Origin of the sequence: Ancylobacter rudongensis, assembly GCF_900100155.1 — a bacterium.
Taxonomy (GTDB): domain Bacteria; phylum Pseudomonadota; class Alphaproteobacteria; order Rhizobiales; family Xanthobacteraceae; genus Ancylobacter; species Ancylobacter rudongensis.
On the sequence record NZ_FMTP01000001.1, the window covers coordinates 218,108 to 236,426 of the forward strand.

Annotated in this window: 22 protein-coding genes; 8 read left to right on the plus strand and 14 right to left on the minus strand. The window is 68.7% G+C overall.

Going from position 1 to position 18,319, the window contains the following annotated elements:
* Positions 1–35: 35 nt before the first annotated feature.
* Positions 36–1,046 (minus strand): AAA family ATPase, encoded by a 1,011-nt coding sequence (locus BLO63_RS00955; protein ID WP_091435972.1) that lies wholly within the window; start codon positions 1,044–1,046, stop codon positions 36–38.
* A gap of 259 nt (positions 1,047–1,305) precedes the next feature.
* Here BLO63_RS00955 and BLO63_RS00960 point away from each other — a divergent pair, with 259 nt between their 5' ends.
* The 4 genes from BLO63_RS00960 to BLO63_RS00975 are packed head-to-tail and all read left to right on the plus strand — an operon-like array spanning position 1,306 to position 4,044.
* On the plus strand, positions 1,306–1,893 hold the full coding sequence (locus BLO63_RS00960) for a DUF1285 domain-containing protein (protein ID WP_091435974.1): 588 nt from the start codon (positions 1,306–1,308) through the stop codon (positions 1,891–1,893).
* Positions 1,890–2,564 carry a CoA pyrophosphatase gene (locus BLO63_RS00965; RefSeq protein WP_091435976.1) on the plus strand — a complete coding sequence of 225 codons (675 nt, stop codon included), beginning with the start codon at positions 1,890–1,892 and terminating at the stop codon, positions 2,562–2,564. Before BLO63_RS00960 ends, BLO63_RS00965 begins: the two co-directional genes overlap by 4 nt.
* On the plus strand, positions 2,564–2,824 hold the full coding sequence (locus BLO63_RS00970) for a DUF6111 family protein (protein WP_091435978.1): 261 nt from the start codon (positions 2,564–2,566) through the stop codon (positions 2,822–2,824). Before BLO63_RS00965 ends, BLO63_RS00970 begins: the two co-directional genes overlap by 1 nt.
* Complete coding sequence (locus tag BLO63_RS00975) at positions 2,821–4,044, plus strand: CCA tRNA nucleotidyltransferase (RefSeq protein ID WP_091435979.1); 1,224 nt, start codon at positions 2,821–2,823, stop codon at positions 4,042–4,044. Before BLO63_RS00970 ends, BLO63_RS00975 begins: the two co-directional genes overlap by 4 nt.
* 230 nt (positions 4,045–4,274) lie before the next feature.
* Here BLO63_RS00975 and hemF read toward each other — a convergent pair whose 3' ends face one another.
* Together hemF and BLO63_RS00985 are read right to left on the minus strand one after the other, a co-directional pair.
* Positions 4,275–5,168: an oxygen-dependent coproporphyrinogen oxidase gene (gene hemF / locus BLO63_RS00980; RefSeq protein WP_091435981.1), complete on the minus strand. Its 894-nt coding sequence runs from the start codon at positions 5,166–5,168 to the stop codon at positions 4,275–4,277.
* Positions 5,169–5,236: 68 nt separating this feature from the next.
* A complete protein-coding gene (locus BLO63_RS00985) occupies positions 5,237–5,932 on the minus strand; it encodes a VIT1/CCC1 transporter family protein (RefSeq protein ID WP_091435983.1) in 696 nt (231 codons plus the stop codon).
* Positions 5,933–6,075: 143 nt separating this feature from the next.
* Between BLO63_RS00985 and BLO63_RS00990 the strand changes: the two genes are divergently transcribed.
* Complete coding sequence (locus tag BLO63_RS00990; protein WP_091435985.1) at positions 6,076–7,938, plus strand: ABC transporter ATP-binding protein; 1,863 nt, start codon at positions 6,076–6,078, stop codon at positions 7,936–7,938.
* 10 nt (positions 7,939–7,948) lie between these two features.
* Here the strand turns inward: BLO63_RS00990 and greA are convergent, their stop codons facing one another.
* The 4 genes from greA to BLO63_RS01010 form a co-directional block, all read right to left on the minus strand.
* Positions 7,949–8,452: a transcription elongation factor GreA gene (greA, locus tag BLO63_RS00995; RefSeq protein WP_091435986.1), complete on the minus strand. Its 504-nt coding sequence runs from the start codon at positions 8,450–8,452 to the stop codon at positions 7,949–7,951.
* A gap of 153 nt (positions 8,453–8,605) precedes the next feature.
* A complete protein-coding gene (locus BLO63_RS01000) occupies positions 8,606–8,899 on the minus strand; it encodes a HigA family addiction module antitoxin (protein WP_091435988.1) in 294 nt (97 codons plus the stop codon).
* Positions 8,900–8,909: 10 nt separating this feature from the next.
* Complete coding sequence (locus tag BLO63_RS01005) at positions 8,910–9,191, minus strand: type II toxin-antitoxin system RelE/ParE family toxin (protein ID WP_091435990.1); 282 nt, start codon at positions 9,189–9,191, stop codon at positions 8,910–8,912.
* A gap of 71 nt (positions 9,192–9,262) precedes the next feature.
* Complete coding sequence (locus BLO63_RS01010; protein WP_091435991.1) at positions 9,263–9,727, minus strand: tRNA (cytidine(34)-2'-O)-methyltransferase; 465 nt, start codon at positions 9,725–9,727, stop codon at positions 9,263–9,265.
* 290 nt (positions 9,728–10,017) lie between these two features.
* Here BLO63_RS01010 and petA point away from each other — a divergent pair, with 290 nt between their 5' ends.
* Genes petA through BLO63_RS21475 form a run of 3 tightly spaced genes read left to right on the plus strand, consistent with a single transcriptional unit; the run spans position 10,018 to position 12,739 of the window.
* On the plus strand, positions 10,018–10,578 hold the full coding sequence (petA, locus tag BLO63_RS01015) for a ubiquinol-cytochrome c reductase iron-sulfur subunit (RefSeq protein WP_091435993.1): 561 nt from the start codon (positions 10,018–10,020) through the stop codon (positions 10,576–10,578).
* Positions 10,579–10,602: 24 nt separating this feature from the next.
* On the plus strand, positions 10,603–11,877 hold the full coding sequence (locus tag BLO63_RS21470) for a cytochrome b (protein ID WP_091435994.1): 1,275 nt from the start codon (positions 10,603–10,605) through the stop codon (positions 11,875–11,877).
* A gap of 10 nt (positions 11,878–11,887) precedes the next feature.
* Positions 11,888–12,739: a cytochrome c1 gene (locus BLO63_RS21475; protein WP_091435996.1), complete on the plus strand. Its 852-nt coding sequence runs from the start codon at positions 11,888–11,890 to the stop codon at positions 12,737–12,739.
* Positions 12,740–13,065: 326 nt separating this feature from the next.
* Here the strand turns inward: BLO63_RS21475 and BLO63_RS01030 are convergent, their stop codons facing one another.
* From BLO63_RS01030 to BLO63_RS01060, 7 genes are all read right to left on the minus strand, one after another.
* A complete protein-coding gene (locus tag BLO63_RS01030; RefSeq protein WP_091435997.1) occupies positions 13,066–13,542 on the minus strand; it encodes a MaoC family dehydratase in 477 nt (158 codons plus the stop codon).
* Between the two features lie 7 nt (positions 13,543–13,549).
* Positions 13,550–14,008: a MaoC family dehydratase gene (locus BLO63_RS01035; RefSeq protein ID WP_091435999.1), complete on the minus strand. Its 459-nt coding sequence runs from the start codon at positions 14,006–14,008 to the stop codon at positions 13,550–13,552.
* 138 nt (positions 14,009–14,146) lie between these two features.
* The gene (locus tag BLO63_RS01040; protein ID WP_091436000.1) at positions 14,147–14,620 is read right to left on the minus strand and encodes a GNAT family N-acetyltransferase; all 474 of its coding nucleotides are present in this window, start codon (positions 14,618–14,620) and stop codon (positions 14,147–14,149) included.
* A 22-nt stretch (positions 14,621–14,642) separates the two neighbouring features.
* The gene (gene ychF, locus BLO63_RS01045; RefSeq protein ID WP_091436002.1) at positions 14,643–15,740 is read right to left on the minus strand and encodes a redox-regulated ATPase YchF; all 1,098 of its coding nucleotides are present in this window, start codon (positions 15,738–15,740) and stop codon (positions 14,643–14,645) included.
* 87 nt (positions 15,741–15,827) lie between these two features.
* On the minus strand, positions 15,828–16,439 hold the full coding sequence (pth, locus tag BLO63_RS01050; protein ID WP_091436003.1) for an aminoacyl-tRNA hydrolase: 612 nt from the start codon (positions 16,437–16,439) through the stop codon (positions 15,828–15,830).
* A gap of 115 nt (positions 16,440–16,554) precedes the next feature.
* The gene (locus tag BLO63_RS01055) at positions 16,555–17,178 is read right to left on the minus strand and encodes a 50S ribosomal protein L25/general stress protein Ctc (protein WP_091436005.1); all 624 of its coding nucleotides are present in this window, start codon (positions 17,176–17,178) and stop codon (positions 16,555–16,557) included.
* Between the two features lie 168 nt (positions 17,179–17,346).
* A complete protein-coding gene (locus BLO63_RS01060; protein WP_091436007.1) occupies positions 17,347–18,243 on the minus strand; it encodes a hypothetical protein in 897 nt (298 codons plus the stop codon).
* Between the last annotated feature and the right edge of the window lie 76 nt (positions 18,244–18,319).

Sequence of the window (18,319 nt, forward strand, 5' to 3'; positions counted from 1 at the left end):
CAATGGTCTGCGGCTCGCGCCGCGGTTAAACAGGTTCAGCCGATCCGCTTGGCCAGCTTGGCGATCACACCAGGCACCGTCTCGCCATCGGCGCGGGCGGCGAAGGTGAGCGCCATGCGGTGCTTGAGGACCGGCTCGGCCAGCGCCACCACATCGTCGATCGAGGGGGCGTAGCGCCCGTCCAGCAGCGCCCGGGCGCGCACCGCCAGCATCAGCGATTGCGAGGCGCGCGGGCCGGGGCCCCAGGAGATGAACTTGGAGAGGTCGCCCGCCTCCGACCCCGGACGGGCCGAGCGGACGAGGGTGAGGATGGCCTCGACCACGGATTCGCCCACGGGCAGGCGGCGCACCAGCCGCTGGGCGGCGGCGAGCTCTTCCGCCGTCATCACCGCGCGCGGCTTGGTCTCTTCCGCGCTGGTGGTGTCGAACAGGATTTTCCGTTCCGAATCGCGGTCGGGATAATCGACGTCGATCTCCATCAGGAAACGGTCGAGCTGGGCTTCGGGCAGCGGATAGGTGCCCTCCTGCTCCAGCGGGTTCTGCGTCGCCAGCACATGGAACGGCTTGGGCAGATCATGGCGCACGCCGGCCACGGTGACATGGCCTTCCTGCATGGATTGCAGCAGTGCCGACTGGGTGCGGGGCGAGGCGCGGTTGATCTCGTCCGCCATCAAGAGCTGGGCGAAGACCGGGCCGGGAATGAAGCGGAAGGAGCGGCGCCCGCCGGCACTTTCCTCCAGCACCTCGGCGCCGAGAATGTCCGAGGGCATGAGGTCCGGGGTGAACTGCACGCGGCGGGCGTCGAGCCCCAGCACCACGCCGAGCGTTTCCACCAGCTTGGTCTTGGCGAGGCCCGGCACGCCGACGAGAAGCCCGTGGCCGCCGGAGAGCAGGGTGATGAGCGTGCGCTCCACCACCGCCTCCTGGCCGAAGATGACGGCGCCGATGCCGGCCCGGGCGGCGCGGACATTGGCGGCGGTGGATTCCGCCGTGCGGATGATCATGTCATCGAGGGATTCGAAATTCTCGCCGGTGGCGGACGTCATGCCGTTCTCCTGCAATCCCAAATCCCGCGCTCCACACCGCCCTGCCGGGCGTGCCGCGAGACGTTCTGTCTTTCTCGCCCACCGGCATTGTGCGTTGCAACAATACGATTGCAATGCACCATCCGCAAATCCGCTGGTCGGGACTCGCGTGCCGGCATGGGCTTCCGAAGGACTGAGCTTACGCTATCTTGCAACCGCGTCGACTATCGGGCGGGGGATCACGACTGCGCGATTGCGCCTGTGTGACACGGATTGATTCATGAATTCAGCGGCTTCCGGCCGATTTGACGAATTGGTGCGAGCGGTGGAAGGCGGGCCGCAGAAGGCCCTGCCGCCGCTGGAGCGGTGGAATCCGCCCGATTGTGGCGACATCGACATCGTGATCGACCGCGAAGGGGTGTGGCACCATGAGGGCCGGCCGATCCTCCGGCCGGCGCTGGTGCGCCTGTTCGCCTCCGTCTTGAGGCGCGAGGGGAGCCGCCATGTGCTGGTGACGCCGGTGGAAAAGCTCGGCATCACGGTGGAGGACGCGCCCTTTCTCGCCGTCGAGATGGCGGCGGAGCCGGGTGATGGCGAGCCGCGCCTCGTTTTCCGCACCAATCTGGACGATCTCGTGCCCTGCGACCGCGACCATAAGCTGCGGGTCGACCTACGGGCGGATGGCGAGCCGCGACCCTATCTGTATGTGCGTCGCGGCCTGTGGGCGCGGCTGACCCGCGCCGTCTTTCTCGATCTCGCCGAGCGGGCCGAGGAACGCGTGGTCGACGGGCGGCCGGTGTTCGGGGTCGCCTCGGGCGGGGCGTTCTTCGCGCTGGGACCGGCCGAGGCGGTAGAGGAGGATGGATGAACGCTGTGCCTGCCAACATGCTGACGTTGCCGGAGGCCACGGACGCGGCGCCGCTCGATCTCGGTGATTTCCTCGCCCGTGCCCGCAGCCGTCTTCTCGCTGTGCCGGATCTCGATGGCGACCCGGTGCGCGGCGACCATGAGCTGACGCCGGAATTTCGCGCCCTGGTCGAGGCCCGGCCGGTGCGCGGGGCGGCGGTGCTGGTGCCGATCATCGCCCGCGAGCGGCCGACCGTGCTGCTGACGATGCGCTCGGCGCATCTGTCCAGCCATGCGGCGCAGATCGCCTTTCCCGGCGGCAAGATCGACCCCCAGGATGACGGCCCGCTGGGGGCGGCGCTGCGCGAGGCGCGCGAGGAGGTGGGGCTGGCGCCCGGCCTTGTCGCCCCGCTCGGCTATCTCGACGCCTATCTCGCCCGCACCGGCTACCGCATCGTTCCGGTGGTCGGGCTGGTGCAGCCCGATTTCGGCCTGACGCTCAATCCGGACGAGGTGGACGAGGCCTTTGAGGTGCCGCTCGATTTCCTGATGAATGACGGCAACCACCAGCGCGAGAGCCGCGAATGGCTCGGCATGGTGCGGACCTTCCACGCCATGACCTATGAGAAGCGCCGCATCTGGGGCATCACCGCCGGTATTTTGCGTAGCCTCTATGAGAGGATCTACGTCTGATGGCCCGCATCCTCGCCCAGCTGGCGCTGTTCATCCTGCCCTTCCTCGCCTTCGCGCTCTATCTGCGCTACGGCCGCAAGGTCGATTCCTGGCTGTCCGGCTGGTCGCTGCGGGCGATGATCGTCTGCTCGCTCATCGCCGTGCTGCTGGTGGCGGGCAGCCTCATCGCCCTCGAATTCTCCTCGCGCGGGCCGACCACCGGCCGCTATGTGCCGCCGACCTGGAAGGACGGGGTGATGGTGCCGGGGCATATCGAATGAACCCGCAAACGAACCCGCTGGTGGAGGGCCGCCCCGGCCTTGCCCGCGTGCTGGCCGCGCTTGACGGGGAGGGCGAGGAGGCGCGCATCGTCGGCGGCGCGGTGCGCGACTGGCTGACCGGGCGCGGGCTGCGTTCCGATATCGACATCGCCACCACAGCCTTGCCGGATGAGGTGGAGCGCCGGTCGCGAATGGCCGGGCTGAAGACCGTACCCACCGGCATCGAGCACGGCACGGTGACGGTGATCGCCGACGGCGAGCCCTATGAAGTCACCACGCTGCGCGAGGATGTGGAAACCGACGGGCGCCGCGCCCGCGTCGTGTTCGGCCGCAGCTGGGCGCATGACGCGCGTCGGCGCGACTTCACCATGAACGCGCTCTACCTCACCCGGTCCGGCGAGCTGGTCGACCTCGTCGACGGCGCGGCGGACGCGAAGGCGGGGTGCGTGCGCTTCATCGGCGATGCCGATACCCGCATCCGCGAGGATTACTTACGCATCCTGCGGCTGTTCCGGTTTCACGCCGCCTTCGGGCGGGGCCCGCTCGACCCGCCGGCACTGGCCGCCGCCATCCGCAACCGCGACGGGCTGGACCGGCTCTCGCGCGAGCGGGTGCGGGCCGAATTGATGAAGCTGCTCATGGCCCCACGCGCTGGCGAGACGCTGGCGCAGATGCAGGATGCCGGGCTGCTGACGCCGGTGCTCGGACGGGAAGGGGAGGTCGCCCCCTGCGCCCGCCTCGCCGAGGTGGAAGCCGCGCTGGGCCTTCCCCCGGACGCGGTGCGCCGGCTCGGCGCCCTCGCCGTGCGCGCGCCGGCCGATGCCGAGGCGTTGCGCGTGGGGCTGCGGCTTTCCAATGCCGAGGGAGCGCGGCTCATCGCGCTCGCCGGTCCGGCGCCGACGCCGGCTATGTGCGAGAAGGGGCAGAAGGCGTTCCTCTACCGCATGGGCCGCGAGCCGTTCCAGGACCGGGCGCTGATCGCCTTCGCCCGCGGCGGCGCGCCGCTCGACGATGAAGGCTGGCGGGCGCTGGCCCTGCTGGCGGCGGAGTGGCCGATCCCGGTGTTTCCGCTGAAGGCGAGCGACTTTCTCGCACGCGGCCTCACCCCCGGCCCGGCGCTCGGCGCGGCGCTGAAGCGGGCAGAGGAAGCGTGGATCGAGGCCGGCTTCCCGCTGGAGGCGGCGGCGCTGGCGGGGATTGTGGACGGGGCGGTGGGGTGAACGCCGTTCGCGTTAGAATCTGGGTCCCCGGGTCAAGCCCGGGGATGAGGGGGGTGGGGGGTGAGGATAACCCTGCCTCCCTCATCCCCGGGCTTGACCCGGGCACCCAGAGACGGCTCCGCCGGTTGCTACCTCAACTCGATACGCTGACGAAAAGGCTGGGTCCCCGGGTCAAGCCCGGGGATGAGGGGGTGTCTGTGTGGGAAGGGCGTCCGGGATGAGGGCACCCCTCACGGCCACTTCACCATCGGCGGCATGGAGGAGAGGATCGAATCCACATTGCCGCCGGTCTTCAGGCCGAACAGCGTGCCGCGGTCATAGAGCAGGTTGAACTCGACATAGCGGCCGCGGCGGATGAGCTGTTCCTCGCGCTCGGCCTCGTTCCACGGCGTCGCCATATTGGAGCGCACGAGGCGGGGATAGACGTCGAGAAAGGCGAGGCCGACCGCCTTGGTGAAGTGGAAATCGGCGTTCCAGTCGCCGGACTCCAGCCAGTCGTAGAAGATGCCGCCAATGCCGCGCATCTCCTTGCGGTGCGGCAGGTAGAAATACTCGTCGCACCACTGCTTGTAGCGGGGATAGTCGATATGCGGCCGGCCCTCGCAGGCGCCGCGCATCGCCGCGTGGAAGGCCACCGAATCCGGGTCCTCCTGCGTGCGGCGGGCGTCGAGCACCGGGGTCAAATCCGCCCCGCCGCCGAACCACGCCTTGGTGGTGACGACGAAGCGGGTGTTCATGTGCACCGCCGGCACATGCGGGTTCGCCATATGGGCGATGAGCGAGATGCCGGTGGCGAGGAAGCGCGGGTCTTCCTCGGCACCGGGAATCTGCTTGCGGAATTCCGGGGCGAATTCGCCATGGACGGTCGAGCAGTGCACGCCGACCTTCTCGAACAGCCGGCCGCGCATGATCGACATGACACCGCCGCCGCCCGGCGCGCCGGAATGGTCGGTGCGCTGCCACGGCGTGCGTTCGAACCGGCCGGGGGCGCCGGGATAGAGCGAATCGGGCGCCTCGTCTTCCAGCTTCTCGAAGGCAGCGCAGATGCGGTCGCGCAGCTCCTCGAACCAGGCGCGGGCGGCGGCCTTGCGGGCCTCGATATCGGCGGCGGTCTCGGCGGTCATGACGGCTCTTCCTGCGGATGGGCGCAGGCCCGCTTCTAGCCTCTCGCGCCGCGCCCCGGAAGGGCGGGCTACACCATCGTGCCCGACACGGCGCCGATGGCGGCGGTCGCGGCCATGGCGAGCGCGCCCCAGAAGGTGACGCGCAGCGCCGCCTTGACCGGATCGGCGCCGCCGGCCTTCGCCCCCGCCACGCCGAGAAGGGCGAGGAAGGCCAGCGCGGCGCCCGACACCGTCAGCGGCAGGCCGGACAGCGGCACGAGCAGCGCCGTGGCCAGCGGCAGCGCCGCGCCGGCGGCAAAGCTGGCGGCGGAGGCGAGCGCGGCCTGCACCGGGCGGGCGGCGGTGATCTCGTTCATGCCCAGCTCGTCGCGGGCATGGGCCTCCAGCGCGTCCTTCGCCATCAGTTGGTGCGCCACCTGGCGGGCGAGCGCCGGATCGAGCCCGCGCCCGACATAGATCTGCGCCAGTTCCTCCTCCTCGCCGGCGGGGTCGGCGGCGAGCTCGGCGGTCTCGCGGGCGAGGTCGGCGCGCTCGGTGTCGGATTGCGAGGAGACCGAGACATATTCGCCCGCCGCCATCGACATGGCGCCGGCCACCAGCCCGGCAATGCCGGCGAGCAGCACGGCGTCGCGCTCGGCATTGGCGGCGGCGACGCCAACGATGAGGCTGGCGGTGGACAGGATGCCGTCATTGGCGCCGAGCACGGCGGCGCGCAGCCAGCCGGCGCGGTCGACATAATGGTTTTCGTCATGGCGTGAGCGCATGGTGGTCTCCCCGGTCAAGGCGCGGGACACTGCGCTGGAACCGTTACAATCTAATGATACCGCCGCGCGGCGTGCGGGCCACAGCGTAGTTCCACGCAGCAGGCGACACAAAGGTGCCGTATCGGCGGCGCAGAAGGCAGGGCATGTTCGCGCGCATCTTTGCCTTCTTCGAGAAATTCGTCGATCCGTTCCATCCGGCGCCCATCGGGCAGCCGCCGGAGGGGCTGATCGCGTTCTACTGGCACTTCGTGCGCCAGACCGGCTGGGTCTATGTCGCGGCGCTGGCGGCCGCCTTCCTTGTCGCCGTCATCGAGGTCTCGCTGTTCCGCTATATCGGCCAGATCGTCGATCTGGTGCAGGCCTCCCGCCCGGAGACGATCTTCCAGGACCATGGCGGGCTGCTGCTGTGGATGGCCTTCGTGGTGGTGGTGGCGCGGCCCTGCGCCAACCTGCTGCACGATCTGCTGGTGCGCCAGTCGATCACCGCCAAGGTCGGGCCGATGATCCGCTGGCAGTCCTATCGCTGGGTGATCCGCCAGAGCGTCGGCTTCTTCAACAATGACTTCGCCGGGCGCATCGCCACCCGCGTTTTGCAGGCCGGTCCCGCCGTGCGCGGCTCGGTGGTCGAGGTGATCGACGCGCTCTGGTATGCCGGCATCTATGCGGTGAGCGCGGTGCTGCTCTTCGCCGAGGCCGACTGGCGGCTCGCCATGCCGATGGTGGGGTGGATCGCCTTCTATGTGCTCGCGCTTGTGGTGTTCGTGCCGAAGATCCGCCACCTCTCCAAGCGCACCGCCGAGAGCAATTCGGCGCTGACCGGCCGCGTGGTGGACAGTTACACCAACATCCTCACCGTGAAGCTGTTCGCCCATTCCGACCGCGAGGACCGCTATGTCCGCGCGGCGCTGGCGCGCAACATCGACGACAACAGCCGCCAGCAGCGGCACATTTCGCGCATGGCCTTCACGGTGAGCGTGCTGAACAGCCTGATGCTCGGCGGCATTGGCGGGCTCGGCATCTGGCTGTGGTCGGTCGGGGCGATCAATCTCGGCGCCATCGCGCTCTCCACCGGCCTGTCGATCCGCATCGTCAACATGTCCGGCTGGATCATGTGGGTGGTTACCGGCGTGTTCGAGAATGTCGGCACGGTGCAGGAGGCCATCACCACCCTGTCGCGCCCGCGCGAGGTGGCGGACGCGCCCGCCGCCCCGGCGCTGGACGTGCGCGCCGGCGAGATCCGCTTCGAGCGCGTGTCATTCCACTATGGCAAGGGCGGGGGCGTGATCGACGACCTCTCGCTCACCATCCGCCCGGGCGAGCGGGTGGGGCTGGTCGGCCCCTCCGGCGCCGGCAAGTCGACGCTGATGAGCCTCCTGCTGCGCTTCTACGACCCGGAATCCGGGCGTGTGCTGATCGACGGGCAGGATGTGCGCGGTGTGACGCAGGATTCGCTGCACGCGCAGATCGGCGTGGTGACGCAGGACACCTCGCTCATGCACCGCTCCGTGCGCGACAACATCGCCTATGGCCGGCCGGACGCCAGCGAGGAGGACATCCGCATGGCGGCCCGGCGCGCCCATACCGACGGCTTCATCGACACGCTGTCCGACCCGCAGGGGCGGGTGGGGCTCGACGCCCATGTCGGCGAGCGCGGGGTGAAGCTCTCCGGCGGCCAGCGCCAGCGCATCGCCATCGCCCGGGTGCTGTTGAAGGACGCGCCGATCCTCATTCTTGATGAAGCGACCTCGGCGCTCGATTCGGAGGTGGAGGCGGCGATCCAGGCCAATCTCGACGAGCTGATGACCGGCAAGACGGTGATCGCCATCGCCCACCGCCTCTCCACCATCGCCCGCATGGACCGGCTGGTAGTGATGGAGCACGGGCGCATCGTCGAGACCGGCACCCATGCCGAGCTGGTGGCCAAGGGCGGCCTCTATGCCCGGCTCTGGCACCGCCAGTCCGGCGGCTTCATCGACGCGGACGAGGTCGACGCGGCGGCGGAGTGAGGCGGGCGCTCTACTCGCCGGCCTCGTCCGGCGCGGCGATGGACAGGATTTCGAGACTGCGGGGTCCGAGCTGCACCACGTCGCCGACGGCTTTGCCCATCAGGGCGATGGCGACGGGGGAGCCATGCGACAGCGTCGCCTGCGAGGGGTCGGCCTCGTCCTCGCCGACAATGCGGTAGGTCTGGACGCGGCCATCGTCACGCTCGAACCGGACGATGTGGCCGAACGCGACGACGTCGTGTGACGAGGGCGGCGGCGACACCCGCGCCGTCTCGACGCGCTGGGAGTAGTAGCGCAGGTCGCGGAGCGGCACCGCCGACTGCCGCCGCCTTTCATTGACATCCTCCAGCGCATTCGCGACCGCCAGCGCCTGTTGGGCAGCGGCCAGTTCCCGCTGCAGCCTCTCCAGGCCGGCCTCGGTCACAAGATTGAGCCGGCCGGAAATCGGACGTGCCGGCAGAATCGTTTCCGACGCGGCCTCGGCACTTTCTTCCTTCGCAAACGCTACGCTCACTTCTCCGAAGCTCCTGTCAGGCCGGTCCACATATCTGGCTCACAGCTACCACTGCGAAGTGTCGGCGGGCTACAGCCGGCGCGCGGCGGAAGGATGTGCCCTAGGGCAAGCCCAAGGGTGACGGGAGGGAGAGGTCTCCCGCCGGCGTGAGAATCAGGCCGCTTCTCGCGGCACGATGTCCGCGAGGTCCGGCCGTTCCGCCAGCGTCGTGGCGAGGTCGCACGCCGTCTGCAGGTTCATCCAGAATTCCGGGCCGGTGCCGAAATAGCGCCCGAGCCGCAGGGCGGTGTCGGCCGTTACCGGCACCTCCTCGCGCACAAGCCGCTCGATCCGGGTGCGCGGCACATGCAGCGCCTTGGCCAGGCTGTAGGGCTTGAGCCCCAGCGGCACGAGAAATTCCTCGCGCAGGATTTCCCCGGGATGGATGGGCGGAGTGGGACCGATCATCGCGCGCTCCTCAATGATAGTCGGTGATCTCGACATCGGCTGCATTGCCCTCCCGCCACAGGAAGCAGATGCGGAACTGGTCATTGATGCGGATGGAGTACTGCCCGGCGCGATCGCCCTTCAGCACTTCGAGCCGATTTGCCGGCGGCATGCGTAGCGCCTCCAGCGTCACGGCGGCGTTGATCATGGCGAGCCTTCGTTGCGCCGCCCGCACAAGGTCGGCCGGAAAACCCTTGCCGATACGACCGCTCCACACCGCTTCCGTCCTCTTGTCCTTGAAGCTGACGATCATGGCGCGGACGACGATGTGAATTTACCGCGTAACGTATCTCATCATGATACGTCGCGCAAGCCTTGGCGGCGTCAGCCCCCCAATCCCCCCGTCTGCCGCAGCGCCTCGCCGAGAATCATCGCCCCGGCCAGCGCCACGTTGAGCGAGCGGGCGCCTGCCACCAGCGGGATGGCGATTCGCGCCCCGGCGGCGGCGTGGACCGGCTCCGGCACCCCGGCGCTCTCGCGGCCAAGCAGCAGCACATCGTCGGGTGCGAAGGCGAAATCGGTGTAGGCGACCGCGCCGCGCGTGGTGCACAGCACCAGCTGCCGGCGCTCGGCCGCGCGCCACGCCTCGAAGGCGTCGAAGCTGGCGTGGCGGGTGATCGCGGCGCGGTCGAGATAGTCCATTCCCGCCCGCCGGAAGCCGGCATCGCCCACCGGAAAGCCCGCCGGCTCGATGATGTGCAGCGACAGACCGAAGCAGGCGCTGGTGCGCGCCAGCGTACCGGCATTCTGGGCGATGTCGGGCTGGTAGAGCGCCAGAGCCAGCGTCATGCGGTGTCCTTCCTCGATCGGCGGCGCGCGGCGCGCGGCCGCTTCCCTAGCGCAATCCCGCGTCTCGGGGGAATGGTGCGGCCCGCAGAGACGCCGCCCGTTGGGGGCAGGACGGGTTGCCGCACTGCCTTCATCTGGACAAGGGACGGCCCGGATGCAATTAGAGGCAATCGAAGGTAGGGTCGACCGCGTGCCACGCGGACGCCTGCCCGTTTCGCGCGAGCGCTCGACGCCCCCGGAACGGTCTGGCTCTGGCAGCGGTGACGGGTTCGAGGGGAAAGGAAACCATCGTGGCAGCAACTGAGACGGCGGGTACCACGCGCCGCGACTTTCTCTACATCGCCACCGGCGCCATGGGCGCGGTCGGCGCCGCCGCACTCGTGTGGCCCTTCGTCTCCCAGCTCCAGCCGGACGCCTCGGTTCTCGCGCTGTCCACCACCGAGGTCGACCTGACGTCGATCGCCGAGGGCCAGATGGTCACGGTGAAGTGGCGCGGCAAGCCGGTCTTCGTGTGGAACCGCACGGAGAAGGACATTGCCGAGGCGAAGGAAGTGCAGCTTTCCGCGCTGCTCGACCCGATCGCCCGCAACGCCAACCTGGCGGCGGACGCCCCGGCGACCGACGAGAACCGGGCCGGCGAAGGACATGAGAAGTGGCTGGTCGTCATCGGCATCTGCACCCATCTAGGCTGCGTGCCGATCGGCCATTCGGGCGAATATGATGGCTGGTTCTGCCCCTGCCATGGTTCGGAATACGACACCGCCGGGCGGGTCCGTCGCGGGCCGGCGCCGACCAACCTCGACATTCCGCCCTATCAGTTCGTGTCCGACACGAAGATCTCCATCGGCTGAGCCGGCGTTCAGGGATATTCACAGATGAGCGGACATTCCACGTTCGAGCCGAAGCACCCGGCGCTCAAGTGGTTCGAGAGCCGGCTGCCGCTGGTCGGCCTGATCCATTCCTCCTTCGTCGCCTATCCGACGCCGCGCAACCTGAACTACTGGTGGACCTTCGGCGGCATCCTGTCGCTGATGCTGGTCTGCCAGATCGTTTCGGGCGTGGTGCTGGTGATGCACTACACGCCGCACATCACGCTGGCGTTCGATTCGGTCGAGCACATCATGCGCGATGTCAGCTATGGCTGGCTGATCCGCTACATCCACTCGAACGGCGCCTCGATGTTCTTCATCGCGGTGTACATCCACATGTTCCGCGGCCTCTATTACGGGTCCTACAAGGCCCCGCGCGAGGTGCTGTGGATCCTGGGCTGCATCATCTACCTGCTGATGATGGCCACCGCCTTCATGGGCTACGTGCTGCCGTGGGGCCAGATGAGCTTCTGGGGCGCCACCGTCATCACCAACCTGTTCTCGGCCTTCCCGGTCGTCGGCCCGACCATCGTGGAATGGCTGTGGGGCGGCTTCTCGGTCGATAACGCGACGCTCAACCGCTTCTTCTCGCTGCACTATCTGCTGCCCTTCATGATCGCGGGCGTCGTCGTCCTGCATGTCTGGGCGCTGCATGTGGTCGGCCAGAACAACCCGACCGGCGTCGAGCCGAAGAGCCCGAAGGACACCGTTCCGTTCACGCCCTACGCGACCATCAAGGACGGGTTCGGCATGGTGTGCTTCCTGATCTTCTTCGCGTGGTTCCTGTTCTACATCCCGAACTATCTCGGCCACGCCGACAACTACATCCCGGCCAACCCGCTGGTGACGCCGGCGCACATCGTGCCCGAATGGTACTACCTGCCGTTCTACGCCATGCTGCGCGCGGTGCCGGACAAGCTGGGCGGCGTGCTGACCATGTTCGGCGCCATCATCGTGCTGTTCTTCGTGCCGTGGCTGGATACGTCGAAGGTGCGCTCGGGCGTCTACCGTCCGCTGTTCAAGCAGTTCTTCTGGATCTGGGTGGCGGTGTGCATCGGTCTCGGCTGGCTCGGCGCCAAGCCGGCGGAAGGCGGCTATGTCATCGCCGGCCGCATTCTGACGATCTACTACTTCGCCCATTTCCTGATCATCCTTCCGCTGCTCGGCCTGTTCGAGAAGCCGAAGGCGGTCCCGGCCTCGATCACCGAGGCGGTGCTGGGCAAGAACAGGGGCGCGGCACCGGCCTCGGCGGGCGTCTCGGCGCCACAGACCAAGGGTTGAGCGGATCATCATGAGCACCACCATGTCCTTCCGTTCCAGCCTTCTCCGTCCGCTCGCCGTCGCCGCGCTGGCGTTCGGCCTTGCCGCCCCGGCGCTCGCCGCCGAGGGCGCGCCGAAGCCCCCCCGCGAGGAGTGGAGCTTCGCCGGCCCGTTCGGCACGTTCGACCAGGCGCAGGTTCAGCGCGGCTTCCAGGTGTTCAAGGAAGTGTGCGCCTCCTGCCACGCCGCCCACCTGTTCTCGTTCCGCAACCTCGCCCAGCCCGGCGGCCCCTCCTTCAGCGAGGCGCAGGCCAAGGCGGTGGCGGAGGGCTACCAGGTGCAGGACGGGCCGAACGATGCGGGCGACATGTTCGACCGCCCCGGCCGGCTGTCCGACCGCTGGCCCTCGCCGTTCCCGAACGAGCAGGCGGCGCGCGCCTCCAATGGCGGCGCCTATCCGCCCGACTTCTCGACGCTCGCCAAGGCGCGCACCTATGAGGTCGGCTTCCCCGGCTTCCTGATCGACATCTTCACCCAGTACCAGGAGAATGGCGTGGACTATATCCACGCCCTGCTGGTGGGCTATGAGGAGCCGCCGGAAGGCTTCGCCCTGCCGGAAGGCGCGCACTACAACAAGTACTTCCCCGGCCACGCCATCAAGATGCCGCAGCCGCTCTCGGACGGGCAGGTGACGTACACGGACGGCACGCCCGAGACGCTCGACCAGTACTCGCGCGACGTGACCGCGTTCATGATGTGGATGGCCGAGCCGCATCTCGAAGCGCGCAAGCGCCTCGGCTTCCAGGTGATGATCTTCCTCATCATCTTTGCCGGCCTGCTCTACTTCACCAAGAAGAAGGTGTGGAAGAGCGTCGGCCACTGAGCCGCCGCTTCTCCCTCCGGCATGAATAAGCGAAGGGCCCCTGACGGGGCCCTTTTGCGTTTGGGGCGGCCGTCGGGGCAGCGCGCCCTCATCCCCGGGCTTGACCCGGGGACCCAGGGGTTGCGCCGTCACCGCCATTCATCGCCGGAGGCGCACCCTGCGGCGGCGGAGGACAGGCTGGGTGCCCGGGTCGCCCCCGGGCATGAGGGAGGCGTGTTGGGGGGCAGCGCAAGCGCGGGCATGAGGGAAGGGCATCGTTCGCACCGCGATCCCGGCCTTTCGACTTCGCTTCCGGCCGGAATGACGGCTGGGTCAATGCCGCTCGCTCACGCCTCCAGCCTCTCGACAAAGACGCAGTTGGTGAACTCCAGTACCAGTTCCCCGGCGGGGTCGGTGGCGGTCTCGCGGGTGAAGACGAGGCCCCATTCCGGCCGGCTGGCGCTCGGCTTCTTCGCCGTGACCTCGCTGATGAAGGCCAGCGTGTCGCCGGGGCGGACCGGGCGCAGCCATTTAAGGTTCTTGAAGCCGGGCGAGGGGCCGAGGCGCGGGACTTTCCGCCCCTCCCGGCGCAACGCCTCGTGCTGGCGGGCGCAGGCCTGCGCCCGCAGCCGGGCCGAAATCACCACCGCCTGCCAGCCTGAGGCGACCAGCCCGCCGAAATGGGTGCGCGCGCCCGCCGCCGCGTCGAGATGAAAGGGCTGCGGGTCGAAGGCGCGGGCGAAGGCGATGATCTCGCCTTCGGTGAAGCTGTACGAGCCGAGCCGCGTGCGCGTGCCGATTTCGATATCCTCGAAGAACAGCATGATTCCCTCACGCCGGCCGGAAGCCGGGATTGCGCCGGCCGAACAGGATGGTGCCGACAAGGTCGGCCATGACCTCGCCGGCGGCGTTGAGCAACTCGAAGCGGAACGTGACCAGCCCCATCTCCGGCCGGCTTTTCGAGGAGCGGGTCTCCAGCACCTGTCGCCGCAGGCTCAGCACCGTGCCGGGATGAACCGGCTTGAGGAACCGCACCTCCTCAAGGCCGGGCGAGCCGAGGCAATCGCTACGGACGAGGAAGCCATCGGCGGCGAGGCGCATGAAGATGCAGCACAGATGCCAGCCGGAGGCGGAAAGCCCGCCCAGCCGCGTCGCCTCGGCGGCGGAATCGTCGAGATGGATCGGCAGGGGATCATAGTCGCGGGCGAAGGCGACGATTTCCTCGCGCCCCACCACGTAGCTGCCGCAGGTCGCCACCTGGCCTTCGTGGAAGTCTTCCCAAAACAGCATCACACCCCCGTCAGGCGCGCGCTCCCGCTGCGCGCCTCTTCCGGGTCCGATCACAGGCGACGATGCCCGCGAGGTCAAGGGCGGCGTTTGACGGGCGAAAACGGCGGGGGTCGCGCACGATGGGGCGGCAGCTGCCGCTCACAGCTCCATCAGCACGACCGCGATCGGGTCGCCGCCAATGCCGTGAGAGAAATTGCCGGTGCCGACCCTGCGGAAGCCGTGGCGGCGGTAGAATCCCTCGGCATTGACCGTGGCCTCAACCTTGATCGGGCCGGCGTGCCCCCGGCGGGCCCTGTCGATGCCGATCTCCAGCAGCCGCGCGCCCAGGCCCGCGCCGGCGGCCTCCGGCACGAGGAACAGCCGCGTCACCTCGCCGGGCTCGGCGTCGACGAAGCCGACGATGAGGCCCTCGCATTCGGCGACGGTCACACCGCCCTTGGCGATCAGCCCCTCATAGGTGGCGGGGGTGCGGGCACCCATCCAGCCCTCGATCTGCGCCGGGGAATAGGCGCCCTTGGCGAGGCCGGCGACCGAGAGCCGCGTGACCTCGAACAGCTGGGCGCCCTCACCAGCGCGGGCGGGCCGCAGCACGAAACCATCGGCGCCGCTCACGTCAGGCTCCGTCCGGTTTGGCTCAGGTGTTGAAGCGGAAATGCAGGACGTCGCCATCGGCGACGACATATTCCTTGCCTTCCAGCCGCAGCCGGCCGGCATCGCGGGCGCCGGCCTCGCCATTGCCCTTGACGTAATCGTCGAAGGCGATGGTCTCGGAGCGGATGAAGCCCTTCTCGAAGTCCGAATGAATGACGCCGGCCGCGCCGGGGGCCTTGGTGCCCGCGGTGATGGTCCAGGCGCGGGCTTCCTTCGGGCCGACGGTGAAATAGGTGACGAGCTTCAACAGCTCGTAGCCGGTGCGGATGATGCGGTTGAGGCCGGGCTCCTCAAGGTCGATCGCTTCGAGATAGTCCTTCTGCTCGTCGGCCGGCAGCACGGCGATCTCGCTCTCGATCTTGGCGGAGACGACCACCGCCTTGGCGCCTTCCTTCTTCGCCAGCGCGAACACCTCGGCGGAGAGGGCATTGCCGTTCTTTGCCGAGGCTTCCTCGACATTGCAGACATAGAGCACCGGCTTGGAGGAGAGCAGGCCGAGCATGCGGAAGGCCTTTTCCTCCTCCGGCTTCACCTCGACCAGGCGCGCCGGCTTGCCCTCGCGCAGCAGCACCAGGGCGCGGTTCATCAGGTCGAGCAGTTCCTTGGCGTCCTTGTCGCCACCCTTGGCCTTCTTCTCCAGCGCGCCGGCGCGCTTCTCCAGGCTTTCGAGATCGGCCAGCATCAGCTCGGTCTCGATGGTCTCGATGTCGGAGATCGGCGCCAGCTTGCCCTCGACATGGGTGACGTCGGAATCCTCGAAGCAGCGCACCACATGGGCGATGGCGTCGCATTCGCGGATATTGGCGAGGAACTGGTTGCCGAGCCCCTCGCCCTTGGAGGCGCCGCGCACCAGGCCGGCAATGTCGACGAAGGTGAGGCGGGTGGGGATGATCTGCTGCGAGCCGGCGATCTTCGCCAGCGTCTCCAGCCGCGGATCAGGCACCGCCACATCGCCGACATTCGGCTCGATGGTGCAGAACGGGTAGTTCGCCGCCTGCGCCGCCGCCGTCTGCGTCAGCGCGTTGAAGAGGGTCGACTTGCCGACGTTGGGCAGGCCGACAATGCCGCATTTGAAGCCCATGATGCGATGCTCGGTCGAGAGGAACGGTTGCCGCCGTGGTTAGGCAGAATGGCGGGCGAGTGCAAGTGATGGCGCGCTGTCCGCGGGTCAGCCCGGCTTCTTGCCGGGCTTGTCAGGCGGCCCGAAGCCGCGCGCTTCGAGAAACAGGTGCATCCGGTTCTGGAACTCGTCCAGCCGGTGGGTGGCGAGCAAGCCGGCGAGATCGGCGCAGCCTTCGCACACCGCCTCCACCCAGTCGCGCTCGGCCTTGGCGAAGTCGCTCAGCACATAATGATGCACCAGCGCCTTGTCGCCGGGATGGCCGATGCCGAGGCGGATGCGGGCATAGTCATTGCCGCAATGGGCGGTGATGGAGCGCAGGCCATTATGCCCGGCATTGCCGCCGCCGACCTTGTAGCGGATCTTGGCCGGGGGCAGGTCGAGCTCGTCATGGAAGGCGAACACGTCGCGCAGCTCGATCTTGTAGAAACGCTGGGCTTCCGCCACCGCGCGGCCGCTCTCGTTCATGAAGGTCTCGGGCAGCAGCGCGAGCACCTTCTGGCCCTCGATCTCGCCCTCGCACGCCGCGCCCTGGAAGCGCCGGCGCCACGGCGTGAAACGGTGCCGGCGGGCGATGGCATCCACCGCCATGAAGCCGATATTGTGCCGGTTGCCGGCATATTTCGAGCCGGGATTGCCGAGCCCGGTGAACAGCAGCACCGCGTGCCTCCATTGCGCCGAAAGCGCGCCGACGCCGGCGCTGAAACGGCGAGAGCCGGAAGCGGGCTTCCGGCTCTCGATTCACGGATCGTCCGGGCGAGAGGCCCGATCGCTATCAGGCCTTGGCGGCGTCGGCAGCGGCGGCCGCAGCCTCGTCTTCCTCGGCTTCCTTGAGGCCCGACGGGGCCGCAATGGTGGCGAGCGTGTCGTCGCCATGGCCGGCCCAGGTCACGCCTTCCGGCAGCTTGATCGCCGAGAGGTGGATGGAATCGCCGAAGGCGTAGTCGGCGATGTCGACCTCGATAGCGGTCGGGATGGCGTCGGCCGGAACGTTCAGCGCCACGGTGTGGCTGACGATGTTGAGCGTGCCGCCTTCCTTGATCGCCGGCGCGGTGTCGGCGTTGAGGAAGTGCACCGGCACGTCGACGGCGAGGGTGGCGCCAACGGCCACGCGCAGGAAGTCGATGTGCAGCGGGAAGTCCTTGACCACGTCGAGCTGGTAGTCGCGCGGGATCACCCGGTGCTTCTGGCCGTCAACCTCGACGTTGAACAGCGTGGTCAGGAAGTGACCGGCATAGATGATCTTGTTGATCTCGACATGGTCGAGGGTGATGCCGACGGGGGCCTTGCCGTCGCCGTAGATCACGGCGGGTACGCGACCGGCGCGGCGTTCAGCACGAGCGGCCCCCTTGCCGACCTTCGTGCGGGCCTGCGCCTTCAGTTCCTTGATGGCGGTCATGGTTGTCCTCAATGGTTGCAAACGGACAAGGCCGCTCGCGCGGCCCGTTCCTTCAGGCGTGGTAGGTTTGAGTCCACGGCGCGCCTCCAGGGGTGCGGAAAGGCCGGGACCGGGCGCGCTCATAGCAGCAAAAGCCTTGGCGGGCAATGTTTGCCCGCTCGTCCGGGCTCAGAACTTGCCGAGCACGCCCGCCTTGACGATGCCGCTGGCCTCGGAGCCCGGGCTCTGCGAGCGCTGCACCGAGATGAATCGCTCGGCGCTGCCGACCGGAGCGCGCAGCTCGACCCCGGTGGTCACGCTCTGGCTCTTGTCGACCTCGACGCTGGCGCCAAGCTTCTCCGGCCCGAGGCCGAGCGGGGCGAGCGGCACCGAATAGGTGCTGCCGACCGCCATGCTGTCATAGACCGTGGCCGAGCCGGGGCTGGCGGAGGCACCGACCGCGCCCGCGCTGTAGACGGTGAGGTGGTCCTGCTCCAGCCCGACGCGCCCCTTGATCTCGCCCGAGCCGCTGGTGGCGGTGGTGGACAGCGCGCCGGAGGCCGGGGCGGTGGCGCTGGCGCTGGAGGAGATGGACACCATCGCCGCGCCTTGGCGCAGCTCCATCCGGGTCGGCAGGGTAGCGCGTGCCCGCTCGACCGGCGCCGTGCGCGGCTGGATCTGCTGATAGGGCTTGGGCGGCTCCGGCGCGGGCTCTTCCGGCGCGCCGCCGAGGCCAAGCTCGATCGTTTCCCACAGCGAGGGCATGGTCGCCGTTGCCTTTTCAGGATCGAACGGCTCCAGCGGCGCGTCCGTCGCCATCGATGCCTCGGCGGGGGCGGGCGCCGCCCCCTCGGCCTCGCCCGCCTCCGCCGCCCGCTGAGCGGCCTCGTAGGGCGAGTCCTCGTCGAGGGGGGTGATGAGGATGACGCCGTGCCACGGGTCCGGCAGGCCCGGCTTCGTCACCGTGCCGATGGACTGCGCCTGCACCGGTGCGACCGGCGCCGCGCCGGCGATCAGCACGGCAACGCCGGCGAGCGGCGCGGCGAAGCGACTGCGCAAGGGGCGCGGCAAAGGAGAGCGCAGCATGACGACGTCCGGATCGTTGAGCGAGCGGACAGGCTGGAGCCAAACTGTGGAACGATGATGGCGCAGCGCACAATTT

Coding starts and splice junctions, on each gene's coding strand:
- BLO63_RS21475 (WP_091435996.1), top strand. CDS start 11,888: ATGAGCACCACCATGTCCTTCCGTTCCAGCCTTCTCCGTCCGCTCGCC.
- hemF (WP_091435981.1), bottom strand. CDS start 5,168: ATGACCGCCGAGACCGCCGCCGATATCGAGGCCCGCAAGGCCGCCGCC.
- BLO63_RS00990 (WP_091435985.1), top strand. CDS start 6,076: ATGTTCGCGCGCATCTTTGCCTTCTTCGAGAAATTCGTCGATCCGTTC.
- BLO63_RS00970 (WP_091435978.1), top strand. CDS start 2,564: ATGGCCCGCATCCTCGCCCAGCTGGCGCTGTTCATCCTGCCCTTCCTC.
- BLO63_RS00985 (WP_091435983.1), bottom strand. CDS start 5,932: ATGCGCTCACGCCATGACGAAAACCATTATGTCGACCGCGCCGGCTGG.
- ychF (WP_091436002.1), bottom strand. CDS start 15,740: ATGGGCTTCAAATGCGGCATTGTCGGCCTGCCCAACGTCGGCAAGTCG.
- BLO63_RS01000 (WP_091435988.1), bottom strand. CDS start 8,899: ATGATCGGTCCCACTCCGCCCATCCATCCCGGGGAAATCCTGCGCGAG.
- BLO63_RS01010 (WP_091435991.1), bottom strand. CDS start 9,727: ATGACGCTGGCTCTGGCGCTCTACCAGCCCGACATCGCCCAGAATGCC.
- BLO63_RS01035 (WP_091435999.1), bottom strand. CDS start 14,008: ATGCTGTTTTGGGAAGACTTCCACGAAGGCCAGGTGGCGACCTGCGGC.
- BLO63_RS01005 (WP_091435990.1), bottom strand. CDS start 9,191: ATGATCGTCAGCTTCAAGGACAAGAGGACGGAAGCGGTGTGGAGCGGT.
- BLO63_RS01030 (WP_091435997.1), bottom strand. CDS start 13,542: ATGCTGTTCTTCGAGGATATCGAAATCGGCACGCGCACGCGGCTCGGC.
- BLO63_RS01055 (WP_091436005.1), bottom strand. CDS start 17,178: ATGACCGCCATCAAGGAACTGAAGGCGCAGGCCCGCACGAAGGTCGGC.
- BLO63_RS00960 (WP_091435974.1), top strand. CDS start 1,306: ATGAATTCAGCGGCTTCCGGCCGATTTGACGAATTGGTGCGAGCGGTG.
- BLO63_RS21470 (WP_091435994.1), top strand. CDS start 10,603: ATGAGCGGACATTCCACGTTCGAGCCGAAGCACCCGGCGCTCAAGTGG.
- BLO63_RS01060 (WP_091436007.1), bottom strand. CDS start 18,243: ATGCTGCGCTCTCCTTTGCCGCGCCCCTTGCGCAGTCGCTTCGCCGCG.
- BLO63_RS00965 (WP_091435976.1), top strand. CDS start 1,890: ATGAACGCTGTGCCTGCCAACATGCTGACGTTGCCGGAGGCCACGGAC.
- BLO63_RS00955 (WP_091435972.1), bottom strand. CDS start 1,046: ATGACGTCCGCCACCGGCGAGAATTTCGAATCCCTCGATGACATGATC.
- BLO63_RS00975 (WP_091435979.1), top strand. CDS start 2,821: ATGAACCCGCAAACGAACCCGCTGGTGGAGGGCCGCCCCGGCCTTGCC.